Below are 15,033 nucleotides of genomic sequence, written 5' to 3'. Positions count from 1 at the left end.
GATTTTCCGATGACCCCGAGCCTGCTCAATATCACCCCCGAACTGACCGCCAGCGTCGCCACCAAGACCATCGCCGCGCAAGCCCTGCTCGCCGACATCGCCGCCGACTGGTCGCCCGCCACCTTCGCCAACAGCCTGGGCGCCGAGGACATGGTGCTGACCGACCTGATCGCGAAGTTCAACGCAAACTCGCCGGCCAAGCCGATCGAAATCTTCAGCCTCGACACCGGCCGCCTGCCGCTCGAAACCTATGACCTGATGGCCGCCGTGCAGCAGCACTACGGCCTCAAGCTCAAGGTCTATTTCCCGCAGAGTGCAGGTGTCGAGAACTTCGTGCGCAGCAATGGGATCAACGCATTCTACGAATCGATCGAACTGCGCAAGGCCTGCTGCTACGTGCGCAAGGTCGAACCGTTGCAACGCGCCCTGGCCGGCAAGAAGGCCTGGATCACCGGCCTGCGCGCCCAGCAGGCGGCGACCCGCGTCGGCCTGCCGACTCGCGAGTACGACGACGGTAACCGACTGGAAAAATTCAACCCGCTCGCCGACTGGTCGGAAAAGGAAGTCTGGACCTACATCAAGCAGAACGGCGTGCCCTACAACGCGCTGCACGACAAGTTCTATCCCAGCATCGGCTGTGCCCCCTGCACGCGCGCCATCAGCCTCGGCGAGGACGTCCGCTCCGGGCGCTGGTGGTGGGAGAATCCCGAATCCAAGGAGTGCGGGCTGCATGTCAAGGCCTGACACGCTGGGTTTCAGCGCCGGCTAGCTGCGCAAGCCGGCCGCTCCGGCAGGAGGTGCCAAATCGGCACCGCAAAAACAAGAAGCCCCCCGGCATCCAACACCAGGGGGCTTTTTGCATCGGGCTTCCTGGGTGGAAGACCGGATTACTTGGCGACAGCTGCCTTGAAGGTGGCGCCCGGGGTAAATTTGGGAACCGTCGTCGCCGCGATTTCCAGGGGCTCGCCGGTCTTCGGGTTCTTGCCGGTGCGTGCGGCGCGGGCCGATGCCTTGAAGCTACCGAAACCGATCAGCGCAACAGAGTCGCCGCTGGCAACGGCGTTGGTAATGGTGTTGACGAATGCGTCCAGCGTCTTGGCGGCATCAGCCTTGCTGATTTCAGCTTCCGCAGCGATGGCATCAATTAGTTCCGATTTGTTCATGGTGCTCTCCGGTAAAGGGGCGCGATTATCCTTCTTTGAGCGTTTTCGGCAAGCGCCATGACGGTGCCCGGCAGACCAACGGGCCTGAAACAGATATCCCCGGCATCGATTGATCGCTCCGCCTTGGGTCACAAAACTGCCCGCCAGATGACGACAAGGCCGCTTGAATCTTTACGACATTTTTACGCCGGGCTCGCCAGAATGGTCAGCGTTTTTACACCGGGTAGCCTAGTCTGTGGCTATCAGGGCATCGGAAACGCGACATGGAAGACAAGGCCTCATTGCTGACGGGCAGCCCGGCCCAACTGACGCCAACCCGGCGTTCGTTGCTGGCCATTCTTGCCTGTGTCGGCACGACCATCGTTGCCACACCACTGCTCGGCTACCTCGACCTCGCCAACATCGTCATGCTGTTCCTGCTCACCGTCCTGCTGGTGGCGGTGAAACTCGGGCGCAATGCAGCGATCCTGGCTTCGATCCTCAGCGTTCTGCTGTTCGACATCTTTTTCGTTCCTCCGCGCTTTTCATTGGCGGTCAGCAACATCCAGTATCTGGTGACTTTTGCGGTCATGCTGATGACCGCGCTGATCACCGCCCATCTCGCGGCCGGACTGCGGCAACGGGCAGAGGAATCGCAACGCCGCGAGCAACGGACCCAGGCCCTGTATCAGCTGGCCCGCCAACTGGCCGGAACGCTGACCATCGGGCAGGTCGCCGAGATCGCCCAGGGCTTCATCAGGACGCAACTGGCGGCGCAATCCGCCATCCTCCTGCCCGATGAAGAGGGACAAGGCCTGGCCGCCGTCAGCCGCGACGAATCGCCGCTCATCGAGCCCCACCTGGCCCTGGTCGCACTGGAAGGCGGGCAGCTGGTGCGTAGCGACGAGATCAGCGGCCTGGGTTATGCGCCGCTCTACCTGCCGCTACGGGCTTCGATGCGGATTCGCGGCGTACTGGCCATCCGCTTTGCCGAGAGTTCGCCCGAGCCCTCCGCCGACACGCTGTCGCTGCTCGAAACCGTGGCCTCGCTGATCGCTGTCGCCGTCGAACGCCTGCATTACGTCGAGGTGGCGCAAGCCAGCGAAGTCAGGATGCTGACCGAGCGCCTGCGCAGTTCCATCCTCTCGGCGCTGTCGCACGACCTGCGCACCCCGCTGACGGCAATGGTCGGCCTGGCCGATTCCCTGTTCCTGGTCAAGCCGACGCTGCCGCCGACCGCCCTCGAAACCGCCCAGGCCCTGCACGAGCAGGCGGCCCGCCTGGCGGGCCTGGTCGGCAATCTGCTCGACATGGCGCGCCTGAATGCGGGTGAGGTGACCCTGCGCCGCCAATGGCAGCCGCTGGAGGAAGTGGTCGGCACCAGCCTCAAGCTGCTGGGCAGCGCGCTGGCCGGCCATCAGGTCAAGGTCGACCTGCCGGCGGAGCTGCCGCTGCTGAACTTCGATGCCGTCCTCATCGAGCGCGTCCTGTGCAATCTGCTGGAAAATGCCGCCAAATACTCGCCCCCGGGCGGAGCCATCGAACTGCGCGCCAGCCAAATGGCCGACACGGTCGAGGTCACGGTTTCCGACCAGGGCGCCGGTTTCCCCGCCCAGTGCGGCGACGACCTGTTCAAGATGTTCGTCCGCGGAGCCGGCACCTCGGGCCTGCCGGGGAGCGGGCTCGGGCTGGCCATCTGCAAGGCCATCGTCGAAGCCCATGGCGGAGCAATCAGCGCCGATAACACACCGCAAGGCGGCGGCTGCGTCCGCTTCGCGCTGCCCAAGGGCACGGCGCCGCTGGTCGAGGCAGAGCCCCAATGAATGCGCCGGCCGCCAAGGTACTGGTGATCGAGGACGAGAAGCAGATTCGCCGCTTCGTGCGCCTGGCCGTCGAGGAAGAAGGCTGCCAGGTCGCCGAGGCGGAAACCATGGCCCAGGGCCTGATCGAGGCCGGCTCGCGGAAACCCGACCTGCTGATTCTCGACCTCGGTCTGCCCGACGGCAACGGCATCGACCTGATCCGCGACCTGCGCGGCTGGTCCGATGTGCCGGTGCTGATTCTCTCGGCCCGCACGCAGGAGAACGACAAGATCGACGCCCTCGATGCCGGCGCCGACGACTACCTGACCAAGCCTTTCAGCGTCGGCGAACTCCGCGCCCGGGTCCGGGCGCTGCTGCGCCGGCGCAGCCGGAGCGGCGAAGCGGCCTCGCCGCTGGTTGAATTCGGGAACGTCAGCGTCGATCTGTCGCGCCGGCTGGTCAGCCGCGCCGGCGAACCGGTTCATCTGACGCCGATCGAGTATCGGCTGCTGGCAGCGCTGCTCGGCCAGCCCGGCAAGGTGCTGACCCAGCGCAACCTGCTGCGCGAAATCTGGGGGCCGTCCTATATCGAGAGCAGCCACTACCTGCGCGTATACGTCGGGCACCTGCGCCAGAAACTCGAGAACAACCCGACGCAACCAGAATATTTTTTGACGGAAACCGGCGTCGGTTACCGCTTTCAGCCCTGAGAGAAATCACATGCAGCAACCACAAGACAACAAGCGTCTGGCGACGCTGACCCTGGCCGCCCTCGGCATCGTTTATGGCGACATCGGCACCAGCCCGCTCTACGCGATCAAGGAGGTATTCGGCGGCGCCCACCATCCGGTACCGATTACCCCAGAGAATGTGCTGGGCATCCTGTCGCTGTTCTTCTGGTCGCTGATCATCGTCGTCACGCTGAAGTACGTCTCCTTCATCATGCGCGCCAACAACAAGGGCGAAGGCGGCATCATCGCCCTGATGACCCTGGCGCTGCATAACGGCAAAGCGGGTACCTGGCAGCAGAAACTGCTGATCACCCTCGGCCTGTTCGGCGCCGCCCTGTTCTACGGCGACGGCGTGATCACCCCGGCGATCTCGGTGCTCTCGGCCGTCGAGGGCCTGGAAATCATTACCCCGGCCTTCAAACCCTTCATCCTGCCGATTACCCTGGCCATCCTAATCGGCCTGTTCGCCTTTCAACGGCGGGGCACGGCCAGTGTCGGTGCCTTGTTCGGGCCGGTCATGGTTCTTTGGTTTGCCGTGCTCGCGGCCTTGGGCGCTGCGGCCATCATCGAGCATCCGGCGGTCCTGATGGCGATCGATCCACGCCATGCTGTCGCCTTTCTGCTGGGCAATTCCGTTCTCGGCTTCTTCGCCCTGGGCGCCGTCGTCCTCTGCATCACCGGCGCCGAGGCCTTGTATGCCGACATGGGGCACTTCGGGGCCCGCCCCATTCAGTACGCCTGGCTCGGCTATGTCCTGCCCGCCCTGCTCATCAACTACTTCGGCCAGGGCGCCCTGCTGCTCTCCGACCCGAGCGCCGTGGAAAACCCCTTCTACCTGCTGGCGCCGGAATGGGGACGCTACCCGCTGGTCATCCTGGCCACTGTAGCCACCATCATCGCCTCGCAGGCGGTCATCTCCGGCGCCTTCTCGATCACCCAGCAGGCGATGCAGCTCGGCTACACGCCGCGCCTGGCGATCCAGCACACCTCGGACCGTGAAATGGGACAGATCTACCTGCCCGCCATCAACTGGTTGCTGCTCGTTTCTATCATCCTCCTGGTCGTCGAATTCGGCTCCTCCTCAAAACTCGCCGCGGCCTACGGCATCGCGGTCACCGGCACCATGCTGATCACCAACATCCTGGCTATCGCGGTCGCGACTCGCTTGTGGGGCTGGAGCCCCCTGCGCGCCGTACTCGGCGCCTTGCCCTTCATCGTCATCGACCTCGGCTTCTTCCTCGCCAACTCGGTGAAGATTCCGGATGGCGGCTGGTTCCCGCTGGTTTTCGGCTTGCTCATCTTCATTCTGCTGACCACCTGGAAACGCGGTCGCGAACTGTTGAGCCAGCGCCTGGCAGCCGATGCGATGCAGTTGCGGCCATTCATCGCCAGCATCGCCGAGGGCGGCGTTGGCCGCGTGCCGGGCACGGCGGTGTTCATGGCACAGGATCCGGAATCGGTGCCGCATGCCCTGCTGCACAGCCTCAAGCACTACAAGGCGCTGCACGAGCAGGTCATCATCCTCTGCGTCAAGGTCTTCGATGTGCCCTACGTGCCCGCCGTCGACCGCGTCGAGGTCCATCGTTTGGCCGACAATTTCGCGCAGGTTGTCGTGCAGTACGGCTTCAAGGATGAACCGGACATCCCGGCCGCCCTCGCCCTGTGCGCGGAGGCCGGGCTCGACCTGGAGATGATGGACACCTCGTTCTTCCTCGGCCGCGAAACAGTGATTCCGAAGCTGGGTTCGAGCATGGCCTACTGGCGCGCCCTGATTTTCGTCGCGATGTTCCGCAACGCCGGCAGCGCCACGGCGTTCTTCCGGATTCCCTCCAACCGGGTAGTCGAACTGGGTTCGCAGGTCGTGCTGTAACGGGAAGGAATGCCCCAGGCGATTGTGCGACAGCCGGGGAAAAATACCCGCCAAAACAAGATATACCCGGCGGACCATTGAACACAGTGGCCCTTTGTTCAACTTCTATCCAAGGTGTTGGGGACATTTCCAGGCAGTTGCCCGCCCGCTAGGCGAAGGCATTTCCCGGTGGCGCCGAGCGTGATTGCTCGAGTAACGCCCCCGTTCGCTGCCCTAAATTGACCGCTCGCCCCGGCCTTTCTGCCGCTCTCTGGAAATCCCGGAGAGCCGTTTGGCCCGCTCCTAAGATGCATTCCGTGAACAATTTTTCACGACTCTTGAGGAGATTAAAATGGACCAAGCGATCTATTTTGTTATCGCAACAGTCTGTGTCCTTGCCCTCGCATATCGCATCTACGGGATATTCTTTGTTAGCAAGGTCTTGGCTGCCGACGACAGTGAAGTAACGCCATCGCATCAATTTCAGGATGGCAAGAATTACGTGCCCACGAAGAAGTGGGTCAATGCCGGGCAACACTTTGCGGCGATCGCCGCGGCCGGCCCCCTGGTCGGTCCGGTGCTGGCGGCGCAGTTCGGCTACCTGCCGGGCTTCATCTGGTTGCTGGTCGGTGCTGTGATCGGCGGCGCGGTGCACGACACCGTCGTCCTCTTCGCCTCCATGAAGCATCAGGGCAAATCGCTGTCGGAAGTCGCCAAGGCCGAACTCGGGCCGGTCGCCGGCTGGAGTACCGGTCTTGCGATGCTGTTCATCATCACCATCACCATGGCCGGTCTGTCGATCGTCGTGGTCCATGCGCTGGAACGCAACGCCTGGGGCACCTTCGCCGTCTTCATGACGGTGCCGATCGCCATCGCGCTGGGTCTTTATGAGCGTTATTTCGGTACCTCGAAGTGGGGTACCTACGTCGGCGTCGCCGCCGTCATGGCTTCGGTTGCCGTCGGCCCGCACCTGCAGGGCACGATGCTCGGTGACTGGCTGACGCTGCACAAGACCACGGTGAGCTGGCTGCTGCCGGTCTACGCCTTCTTCGCCACCGCCCTGCCGGTCTGGATGTTGCTGACGCCGCGCGGTTACCTCTCCAGTTTCATGAAGATCGGTGTCTTCGCCGCCCTGGTCGTCGGTGTCGTCTTCATCAACCCGACCATCCAGTTCCCGGCGCTGACCGAGTTCATCCATGGCGGCGGCCCGATCCTCAAGGGTGCGGTCTGGCCGTTCATCTCGATCACCATCGCCTGCGGTGCCATCTCCGGTTTCCACGCCTTCATCGGTTCTGGGACCACGCCCAAGCTGGTCGACAAGTGGAGCGACATTCGTCCGGTGGCCTTCGGTGGCATGCTCGCCGAGTGCCTGGTTGCCGTCATGGCCCTGATCGCCGCTACCTCGCTGCATCCGGCTGACTACTTCGCCATCAACTCGACGCCGGAAGTCTTCAAGACCCTGGGCATGACCGTGGTCGATCTGCCGGAACTCAGCGAAAAGATGGGCATCGACCTCTACGGTCGTACCGGTGGTGCCGTGACGCTTGCCGTCGGCATGACCTACATCTTCACCAAGCTCTCGTGGTTCTCCGATCTGGCCGCCTACTTCTTCCAGTTCGTGATCATGTTCGAAGCCGTGTTCATCCTGACGGCCGTCGATTCCGGCACCCGGGTCTCGCGTTACCTGATCCAGGACCTGCTCGGAGACTTCTTCCCGGCCATGAAGCGCCTTGATTCGATGCCGGCCGCGATTATCGCCAGCATCATTGCCTGCGTGCTCTGGGGTTACCTGCTGCTCTCCGGCGACATCAGTTCGGTCTGGGCGCTGTTCGGTGTTTCCAACCAGTTGATGGCTTCGGTTGGCCTGATGATCGGCGCCACCATCATCATGCGCATCTCGAAGAAGCGGATCTATGCGCTGACCTGCCTGATCCCGCTTGCCTACCTCTTCGTCACGGTGAATTACGCCGGTTACTGGATGATCGCCAACGTCTATCTCGCTGCCGGCACCAAGGGCTACAACCTGTTCAACGCGGTGATCGCCTCGTCGATGATGGTTCTTGGCATGGTCATCATGTTCGCCTCGGTGAAGCGCTGGGCCGTGTTGTGGAAAGCCCGCGGTGAATCCTCGAGCATCCCGCCGACCCTGCTGCCATCCGCCGCCTGACTCGTAAGCAACGGAAACGGCCTACCCGGCCGTTTCCGGGACAAGCGGACACCCGGACCTATCCGGACCGGGCATCCAACGCCACAAGCAGATTTACCCTCCAGGAGCATCAAATGAACGCATTATTCAAGATTGCCAGTCGTCAGGATCCATGGGCCGGTTTCGCTGCCGGCGCATGGTCGGAGAATGTCGATGTCCGCGGCTTCATCCAGGCCAACTACACCCCCTACCTCGGCGACGCTTCCTTTCTCAAGGGCCCGACGGCCCGCACCACTGCCCTCTGGGCCAAGCTCCAGGAATTGCTGAAGCAGGAACAACAGAAGGGTGTCCTCGACGCCTCCGTTGATCGCCCCTCGAGCATTACCGCGCACGATGCCGGTTACATCGACCAGGCTAAGGAAATCATCGTCGGCCTGCAGACTGACGCCCGCTGAAGCGCGCCATCATGCCGAACGGCGGCCTGCGCATGGTCGAGGGCGGCCTCGAAGCCTTCGGCTTCAAGATCGACCCGATCGTTTCCGAGATCTGGAGCAAGTATCGCAAGGACCATAACAGCGGCGTCTTCGACGTCTATTCGCCGGAAATCATGAAGGCCCGCAAGTCGGCCATTTTGACCGGCCTACCTGACGCCTACGGCCGCGGCCGCATCATCGGCGACTATCGCCGCGTCGCGCTCTACGGCATCGATGCCCTGCGCGCCTTCAAGAAGGCCTCCTTCCACGAACTGGACAGCGCCGAGTTCAGCGAGAGCGTCATTCGCCTGCGTGAAGAAATCTCCGAGCAATTCCGCGCCCTCGACGAATTGAAGCAGATGGCCGCCAAGTACGGTTGCGACATCGGCCGCCCGGCCTGCAATGCCCGCGAAGCCGTGCAATGGACCTACCTGGCCTATCTCGCCGCGGTCAAGGAACAGAACGGCGCCGCGATGTCGATCGGCCGCGTCTCGACCTTCCTCGACATCTACTTCGAGCGTGACCTGGCCGCCGGCCTGATCAGCGAGGAAAAAGCCCAGGAAATGATAGACGACCTGGTGATCAAGCTGCGTATCGTCCGCTTCCTGCGCACCCCGGAATACGACCAGCTGTTCTCGGGCGACCCGACCTGGGTCACCGAATCGATCGGCGGGGTCGGCGAAGACGGCCGGCCGCTGGTCACCAGGAACAGCTTCCGCGTCCTGCATTCCCTCTACAACCTGGGCCCGGCCCCGGAACCCAACCTCACCGTGCTGTGGTCCGAAAAGCTGCCGCAGGGTTTCAAGGAATTCTGCGCCAAGGCCTCGATCGACACCTGTTCCGTGCAGTACGAGAACGACGACCTGATGCGTCCCTACTGGGGCGACGACTACGGCATCGCCTGCTGCGTCTCCGCCATGCGCATCGGCAAGCAGATGCAGTTCTTCGGCGCCCGCGCCAACCTCGCCAAGGCCATGCTCTACGCCATCAACGGCGGGCGTGACGAAATCAGCGGCGAGCAGGTCGGGCCGGCATTCGCGCCTATCACAGGCGATGTGCTCGATTACGACGAAGTGATCAGCAAGTTCCTGCCGATGATGGAGTGGCTGTCCGGCGTCTATATGAAGTCGCTGAATGCCATCCACTACATGCACGACAAGTACGCCTACGAGCGCATCGAAATGGCACTGCACGACCGCGACATCCTGCGCACCATGGCTTGCGGCATCGCCGGCCTCTCGGTGGTCGCCGATTCGCTATCCGCCATGCGCTACGCCAAGGTCGCGGTGATTCGTGACGAGCGCGGGCTGGCCACCGACTTCACGATCGACGGCGACTACCCGGCCTACGGCAACAACGACGAGCGCGTCGATTCGATCGCGACCTGGGCGGTGGAAACTTTCATGGGCTACCTGCAGCAGCAGCGCGCCTACCGCGATGCGACGCCGACCATGTCGGTGCTGACCATCACCTCGAACGTCGTCTATGGCAAGAAGACCGGCAATACGCCGGACGGCCGCAAGGCCGGCCAGCCCTTCGCGCCGGGCGCCAACCCGATGCACGGCCGCGATCACAAGGGAGCCCTGGCCTCGATGGCTTCGGTCTGCAAATTGCCCTACACCTGCTCGCAGGACGGCATTTCCTACACCTTCACCATCGTGCCCAGCGCCCTCGGCCCCACCGAAAAGGAACGCGTCAGCAACCTGGCCAACCTGCTCGACGGCTACTTCGCCGGGCATGGCCATCACATCAACGTCAATGTCTTCGACCGCGAAACGCTGGTGCACGCCATGGACCACCCCGAGCTCTATCCGCAACTGACGATCCGGGTTTCCGGCTACGCGGTGAATTTCATCAAGCTGACCCGTGAGCAGCAGCTTGATGTCATCAACCGTACTTTCCATGCCAGCCACTAACCTGATTTCGGCTCGCCCGGCAGTCACCGCTTCCGCGGTGTCGGCCGGCCAGGCCGGACTGGAGGGCTGGGTGCATTCCACCGAGACCTTCGGTACGGCCGACGGCCCGGGCATCCGCTACGTCCTGTTCATGTCCGGCTGTCCGCTGCGTTGCCAATACTGTCACAACCCCGATACCTGGCATCGCCAGGATGGAACGCTCACCACGGTGGAAGAAGTCCTGGCCGACATCGCCAGCTACCGCGGTTTCATTCGGGCCAATGGCGGGGTAACGCTGAGCGGTGGCGAACCGCTGGTGCAGCCCGCCTTCTGCAAGGCCGTCCTGCATGGCTGCAAGGCACTGGGCCTGCACACGGCGCTCGATACTTCCGGGTATCTGGGCCACCTGGCGGACGACGCCTTGCTCGCCGACGTCGATCTCGTGCTGCTCGACATCAAGGCCGCTACCGGGCGCCGCTTCCGCTCCCTGACCGGCGTCGAACTGAAGCCGACCATCCGCTTCGCGGAAGATCTGGCGGCGATCAACAAGCCGGTGTGGCTGCGCTACGTGCTGGTGCCGGGGCTGACCGACAAGCGCGATGAGATCGAGTCCCTGGCAACCTTCGCCGCCGGACTGGGCAATGTCGAGCGCGTCGATGTCCTGCCCTTCCACAAGCTGGGCGAACACAAGTGGCGGGATCGCGGCCTGGATTACCGGCTGGAGCGCGTCCAGCCGCCGTCGGAAGAATCGCTTGAACAGGCACGCGCGACATTTCGCGCAGCCGGCCTTCTGGTGCACTGAAAACAAGCATCGGCGCACCAGCCAACCAGTGTCAATTGAGTATCAGGAGAATAGCGTGTTAGCAGAACTTGCTTCAAAAATCGGTCTGAATTCCGAACTGATGGCCGGCGCCTCCTTGGCCGCGGGCCAGCCGTGCATCGACAATCCGGCGCTGGCGGCCGGTTCCGACAACGTGCCCTTCGACGAAATCGAGATTGGCCAGTCGGCCAGCATGTCGCGCCGACTGACCATGGATGACATCGAGCTGTTCGCCACGGTCTCCGGCAATACCAACCCGGTTCATCTCGACCAGAAATTCGCCGCCGGCACCTGCCACCACAAGATCATTGCCCACGGCATGTGGTCGGGGCGCTGGTCTCCGGTGTCCTCGGCTCCAAGCTGCCGGGTTCGGGGACCGTCTATCTCGGCCAGGACCTGGTTTTCCAGCACACCGTCGGTCTCGGCGATATCGTCACCGCCACCGTCACGGTCGTCGAGAAGCGCCCTGAAAGCCATGTCGTGATCCTCGACTGCCTCTGCGTTAACCAGCACGGCGAGGTCATCGTCACCGGCACCGCCGAGGTAGTGGCGCCGACCCAGCGCGTGCATCGCGATTCGCTCGAACTGCCCGAAGTGCAACTGATCCATCACGAACAGCACGATGCCTTGCTGCACAAGTGCGACGATCTGGCGCCGGTGCCGACGGCGGTGGTTTATCCCTGCAACGAGAGTTCGCTGCGCGGCGCCGTCGAAGCCGCCGAAGCCGGCTTGATCGACCCCGTGCTGGTCGGCCCGGGCGCGCTGATCAGGGAGATTGCGATGACTTTCAATCTCGACATCGGCCGCTACCGCCTGATCGATATCGAACTCGCCCCCGATGCGGCGCAAGCCGCCGCCACGATGGCCAGAGATGGTGAAGTCGAAGCGCTGATGAAAGGTTCGCTGCATACCGACGAACTGATGGGCGCCGTCGTCCGCAAGGAAAACTGCCTGCGCACCCCGTCGCGGATCAGCCATGTCTTCCTGATGAACGTGCCGACCTATCCGCGTCCGCTGCTGATCACCGATGCCGCCATCAACATCGCACCGACCCTGGAAGACAAGGTCCATATCGTCCAGAACGCCATCAACCTGGCCCGGGTGCTGGGCGTGGCGAAGCCGAACGTGGCGATTCTCTCGGCCGTCGAGAACATCAACCTGAAGATTCCATCGACGCTCGAAGCGGCCGTGCTCTGCAAGATGGCCGATCGCGGCCAGATCACCGGCGGCGTGCTCGACGGCCCGCTCGCCTTCGACAACGCGATCTCGGCCGAAGCCGCCCGCACCAAGGGCATAAGCTCGCCGGTCGCCGGCGTCGCCGACATCCTGCTGGTGCCCGATCTCGAGTCCGGCAACATGCTGGCCAAGCAGCTTTCCTTCCTCGCCAATGCCGATGCAGCGGGGATCGTGCTCGGCGCCAAGGTGCCGATCATCCTCACCAGCCGCGCCGACAACCTGCGCTCCCGCCTGGCCTCCTGCGCCGTCGCCGCCCTGCTCGCCGCCGCCAACCGTGACGCGCGCCAAGCACGCGCCGCTTGCTGAGGAACCGATCATGACGTCCAAACAACCGGCTTACCTGGTCCTCAATGCCGGGTCGTCGAGCCTGAAATTCTCGGCCTTCCGCCCACGCCCGTCGGATGGCGATCTGGAGACCCTGCTCTCGGGGCAGATTTCCGGCATCGGCAGCATCGCCCGCTTCGAGGCCAAGGCGGCCGACCGCCGCCCCCTGGGCGAACACACCTGGGACGACAAGGATTCCGCCTGCCGCGACACGCTGCTCCAGTACGTCCTGAACTGGATCAATACGACGCTGGTCGATGACGACATCGTCGCCGTCGGCCATCGCGTCGTGCATGGCGGGCTCAGCCTCGGCCAGCCGATGCGCGTCAGCCCCGATCTGCTCGACGAACTCGACAGCCTGGTGCCGCTGGCGCCGTTGCATCAGCCGCACAATGTCGCACCGATGCGCATCCTCGCCAGGAATTTCCCGGACCTGGCGCAGGTCGCCTGTTTCGATACCGCCTTCCACAGCAGCCAGCCCCCGGTCGCCCGCAACTACGGCCTGCCGCAGGCGCTGACCGACGCGGGTGTTTGCAGCTACGGCTTCCATGGCCTGTCCTATGAGTACGTCACCAGCCATCTGCTGGCCAGTCGGCCCGATCTGGCCGAGGGGCGCGTCGTCATCTGCCACCTCGGCAACGGCTCCAGCCTGTGCGCGGTCAAGGGCGGGCGGAGCATGGATACCTCGATGGGCTTCTCGGTGCTCAATGGCGTGCCGATGGGCACCCGCAGCGGCAGCATCGATCCGGGCGTCATCCTCTACCTGATGCGCGAGAAGCAGATGGGGCTGGAGGAACTGGAAGACCTGCTCTACCGGCAATCCGGGCTGCTGGGCGTCTCCGGCATCTCGAACGACATGAAGGTCCTGCAGGAATCCGCAGATCCGGCAGCTCAGAAGGCGGTGGAACTGTTCTGCTTCCGCGTCGCCAAGGAAGTGGCGGCGATGGCGGCCTCGATGGGCGGCTTGGATGCCCTGGTATTCACCGCCGGCATCGGCGAAAACTCGCCGGAAATCCGCGCCCTGATCGCCGAGCGGCTCGACTGGCTGGGTGTTGGGGTGGCCCCGGATGCCAATGCCCGCAAGGCCTACGACATCTCGGCGGCCGACGCCAGGGTGCCGGTCTTCGTCGTGCCGACCAACGAAGAGATGATGATCGCCCGGCACACGATCCAGGTACTTGGACATAAGCCGGGCCATGCCTGAGTGTTTCTGGCGGCGGATGACTTTGGCGCCCGGATGGCTTAAGCCCTTCGGCCTGCCCACGGGAGCGCATTGAATGCTCAAGAAAATAGACGGCGGCCGTTTCACGGCCGAACACGACAACCTGCTGAAAATTGCCGCTTATAACGAGACGCCCGCCAGTGTCTCGCTCGACCCCCTTTTGCCCGATGCCGTAGCGCAGGCGGCGGAGGATATCGGGGTCAAGAAAGCCAAGCTCGGTCCCGGGGCGCTCTTCGGGCTGGCCGTGCTCGGCGGCGCCTTCGTCGCCCTCGGCGGGCTGTTTGCCACGGTAACCATTTCCGGGGCCAGCGGGCACCTGCCCTACGGGGTGATGCGCCTGCTCATGGGCGGCGCTTTTTCGCTCGGCCTGATGCTGGTCGTCATCGCCGGCGCCCAGCTCTTTACCAGCGATGCCCTGATGGTCATGGCCTGGGCCAGCGGCCGCCTCAAGACCGGGCGCATGCTGCGGGTGTGGACGATTGTCTGGCTCGGCAATTTCGTCGGCGCCCTGGGGGTTGCCGCCCTGGCCTTTCTCTCCGGCCAGTACAGTTTCGGCCATGGCGAGGTGGGGTCCGCCGCGCTTTATCTCGCCACCGCAAAAAGCACGCTGGCGCCGGACAAGGCCTTCTTTCTCGGCATCCTGTGCAATGTGCTGGTCTGTCTGGCCGCCTGGGTGGCGATGGCGGCGCGCAGCATCACCGACAAGATTCTGGCTATGTTCTTTCCGATTGCGGCGTTTGTCGCGGCCGGTTTCGAGCACTGCGTGGCCAACATGTATTTCATTCCCTACGGCCTGTTCATCAAGTGGTGGGCGCCGGCCTCGTTCTGGGCCGATCTCGCCAGCCACGGGGGAACGCCGCCGGAGATTCCGCTCGAACAGTTCGCGGTCAATCTGGCGGCCGTGACGCTCGGCAACTGGGTGGGCGGCGCCCTGCTGGTCGGGGCGGTCTATTGGTTGATTTTCCGCAGCGGCATCGCCCTCGAGGGTCGGCGCAGGGGCAACTGAGCAAGGAGCAAGCCGGTGACGACAACGCAGTTCCCGACAGCTGGATTCCTGAGAAACCCCGGCCGCGAGGCGCGCTCCATCGAATGCGAGTTCGTGCGGCGCCTCGGATTTCTCGGAATAAAGGCCGACGACAGTGCGGCGATCCGGCAATTGTTTGCGCGCGCCGGCACCGGCAAGGAGAGCCGCCTGCAGGAATCGACGATCGCGGACCTTCTCGGCCTCGGCCTGGTCCTGGTGAAATTGCTGCGCCAGTCGACGGCGGCGGGCGGCGAACTGACACTTGAACCGGCCACCCGGGCCTTCGTCGCTGCCATGCTTGGCGGGCCGGCCGCGATCCGCCCCGTCGCCGGCGCTTCGCTGCACGCGGCCGGGTAGCGCGCTTAGAAT

At 63.8% G+C, this 15,033-nt stretch carries 11 protein-coding genes and 2 pseudogenes; 12 read left to right on the top strand and 1 reads right to left on the bottom strand.

Annotated elements, in window-relative coordinates:
• Positions 1 to 9 precede the first annotated feature (9 nt).
• Positions 10 to 744, top strand: coding sequence for a phosphoadenylyl-sulfate reductase (locus NQE15_RS10220; protein WP_265949378.1), 735 nt, complete (start codon positions 10 to 12; stop codon positions 742 to 744).
• A gap of 143 nt (positions 745 to 887) precedes the next feature.
• Here the strand turns inward: NQE15_RS10220 and NQE15_RS10215 are convergent, their stop codons facing one another.
• Positions 888 to 1,163, bottom strand: coding sequence for an HU family DNA-binding protein (locus tag NQE15_RS10215; protein ID WP_416336517.1), 276 nt, complete (start codon positions 1,161 to 1,163; stop codon positions 888 to 890).
• A 263-nt stretch (positions 1,164 to 1,426) separates the two neighbouring features.
• Between NQE15_RS10215 and NQE15_RS10210 the strand changes: the two genes are divergently transcribed.
• From NQE15_RS10210 to NQE15_RS10165, 11 genes and pseudogenes are all read left to right on the top strand, one after another.
• Positions 1,427 to 2,965, top strand: a complete 1,539-nt coding sequence (locus tag NQE15_RS10210) for a DUF4118 domain-containing protein (RefSeq protein ID WP_265949374.1) — start codon at positions 1,427 to 1,429, stop codon at positions 2,963 to 2,965.
• A complete protein-coding gene (kdpE, locus tag NQE15_RS10205; protein ID WP_265949373.1) occupies positions 2,962 to 3,654 on the top strand; it encodes a two-component system response regulator KdpE in 693 nt (230 codons plus the stop codon). The genes NQE15_RS10210 and kdpE overlap by 4 nt, the downstream gene beginning before the upstream one ends.
• A 10-nt stretch (positions 3,655 to 3,664) precedes the next feature.
• On the top strand, positions 3,665 to 5,545 hold the full coding sequence (locus tag NQE15_RS10200) for a potassium transporter Kup (RefSeq protein ID WP_265949371.1): 1,881 nt from the start codon (positions 3,665 to 3,667) through the stop codon (positions 5,543 to 5,545).
• 331 nt (positions 5,546 to 5,876) lie between these two features.
• Positions 5,877 to 7,691: a carbon starvation protein A gene (locus NQE15_RS10195; protein ID WP_265949369.1), complete on the top strand. Its 1,815-nt coding sequence runs from the start codon at positions 5,877 to 5,879 to the stop codon at positions 7,689 to 7,691.
• A gap of 113 nt (positions 7,692 to 7,804) precedes the next feature.
• Positions 7,805 to 10,059: pseudogene (gene pflB / locus NQE15_RS10190) on the top strand (formate C-acetyltransferase).
• Positions 10,046 to 10,840 (top strand): pyruvate formate-lyase-activating protein, encoded by a 795-nt coding sequence (gene pflA / locus NQE15_RS10185; protein WP_265949367.1) that lies wholly within the window; start codon positions 10,046 to 10,048, stop codon positions 10,838 to 10,840. The pseudogene pflB and the gene pflA overlap by 14 nt, the downstream one beginning before the upstream one ends.
• Positions 10,841 to 10,940: 100 nt before the next feature.
• Positions 10,941 to 11,123: pseudogene (locus tag NQE15_RS23850) on the top strand (hypothetical protein); the annotation flags it as partial.
• A 56-nt stretch (positions 11,124 to 11,179) separates the two neighbouring features.
• The gene (locus tag NQE15_RS10180) at positions 11,180 to 12,400 is read left to right on the top strand and encodes a bifunctional enoyl-CoA hydratase/phosphate acetyltransferase (RefSeq protein WP_323054967.1); all 1,221 of its coding nucleotides are present in this window, start codon (positions 11,180 to 11,182) and stop codon (positions 12,398 to 12,400) included.
• 10 nt (positions 12,401 to 12,410) lie between these two features.
• Positions 12,411 to 13,622, top strand: a complete 1,212-nt coding sequence (locus NQE15_RS10175; protein WP_265949364.1) for an acetate/propionate family kinase — start codon at positions 12,411 to 12,413, stop codon at positions 13,620 to 13,622.
• 73 nt (positions 13,623 to 13,695) lie between these two features.
• The gene (locus NQE15_RS10170; protein WP_265949361.1) at positions 13,696 to 14,646 is read left to right on the top strand and encodes a formate/nitrite transporter family protein; all 951 of its coding nucleotides are present in this window, start codon (positions 13,696 to 13,698) and stop codon (positions 14,644 to 14,646) included.
• Between the two features lie 15 nt (positions 14,647 to 14,661).
• Positions 14,662 to 15,021: a hypothetical protein gene (locus NQE15_RS10165; RefSeq protein WP_265949359.1), complete on the top strand. Its 360-nt coding sequence runs from the start codon at positions 14,662 to 14,664 to the stop codon at positions 15,019 to 15,021.
• Positions 15,022 to 15,033 lie beyond the last annotated feature (12 nt).

The sequence above is a fragment of the Dechloromonas sp. A34 genome, assembly GCF_026261605.1.
Taxonomy (GTDB): Bacteria; Pseudomonadota; Gammaproteobacteria; order Burkholderiales; family Rhodocyclaceae; genus Azonexus.
The sequence above is the reverse complement of the archived record's forward strand: the minus strand, read 5'-3'. Positions and strand labels throughout refer to the sequence as shown.

Coding starts and splice junctions, on each gene's coding strand:
- NQE15_RS10220 (WP_265949378.1), top strand. CDS start 10: ATGACCCCGAGCCTGCTCAATATCACCCCCGAACTGACCGCCAGCGTC.
- NQE15_RS10215 (WP_416336517.1), bottom strand. CDS start 1,163: ATGAACAAATCGGAACTAATTGATGCCATCGCTGCGGAAGCTGAAATC.
- NQE15_RS10210 (WP_265949374.1), top strand. CDS start 1,427: ATGGAAGACAAGGCCTCATTGCTGACGGGCAGCCCGGCCCAACTGACG.
- kdpE (WP_265949373.1), top strand. CDS start 2,962: ATGAATGCGCCGGCCGCCAAGGTACTGGTGATCGAGGACGAGAAGCAG.
- NQE15_RS10200 (WP_265949371.1), top strand. CDS start 3,665: ATGCAGCAACCACAAGACAACAAGCGTCTGGCGACGCTGACCCTGGCC.
- NQE15_RS10195 (WP_265949369.1), top strand. CDS start 5,877: ATGGACCAAGCGATCTATTTTGTTATCGCAACAGTCTGTGTCCTTGCC.
- pflA (WP_265949367.1), top strand. CDS start 10,046: ATGCCAGCCACTAACCTGATTTCGGCTCGCCCGGCAGTCACCGCTTCC.
- NQE15_RS10175 (WP_265949364.1), top strand. CDS start 12,411: ATGACGTCCAAACAACCGGCTTACCTGGTCCTCAATGCCGGGTCGTCG.
- NQE15_RS10170 (WP_265949361.1), top strand. CDS start 13,696: ATGCTCAAGAAAATAGACGGCGGCCGTTTCACGGCCGAACACGACAAC.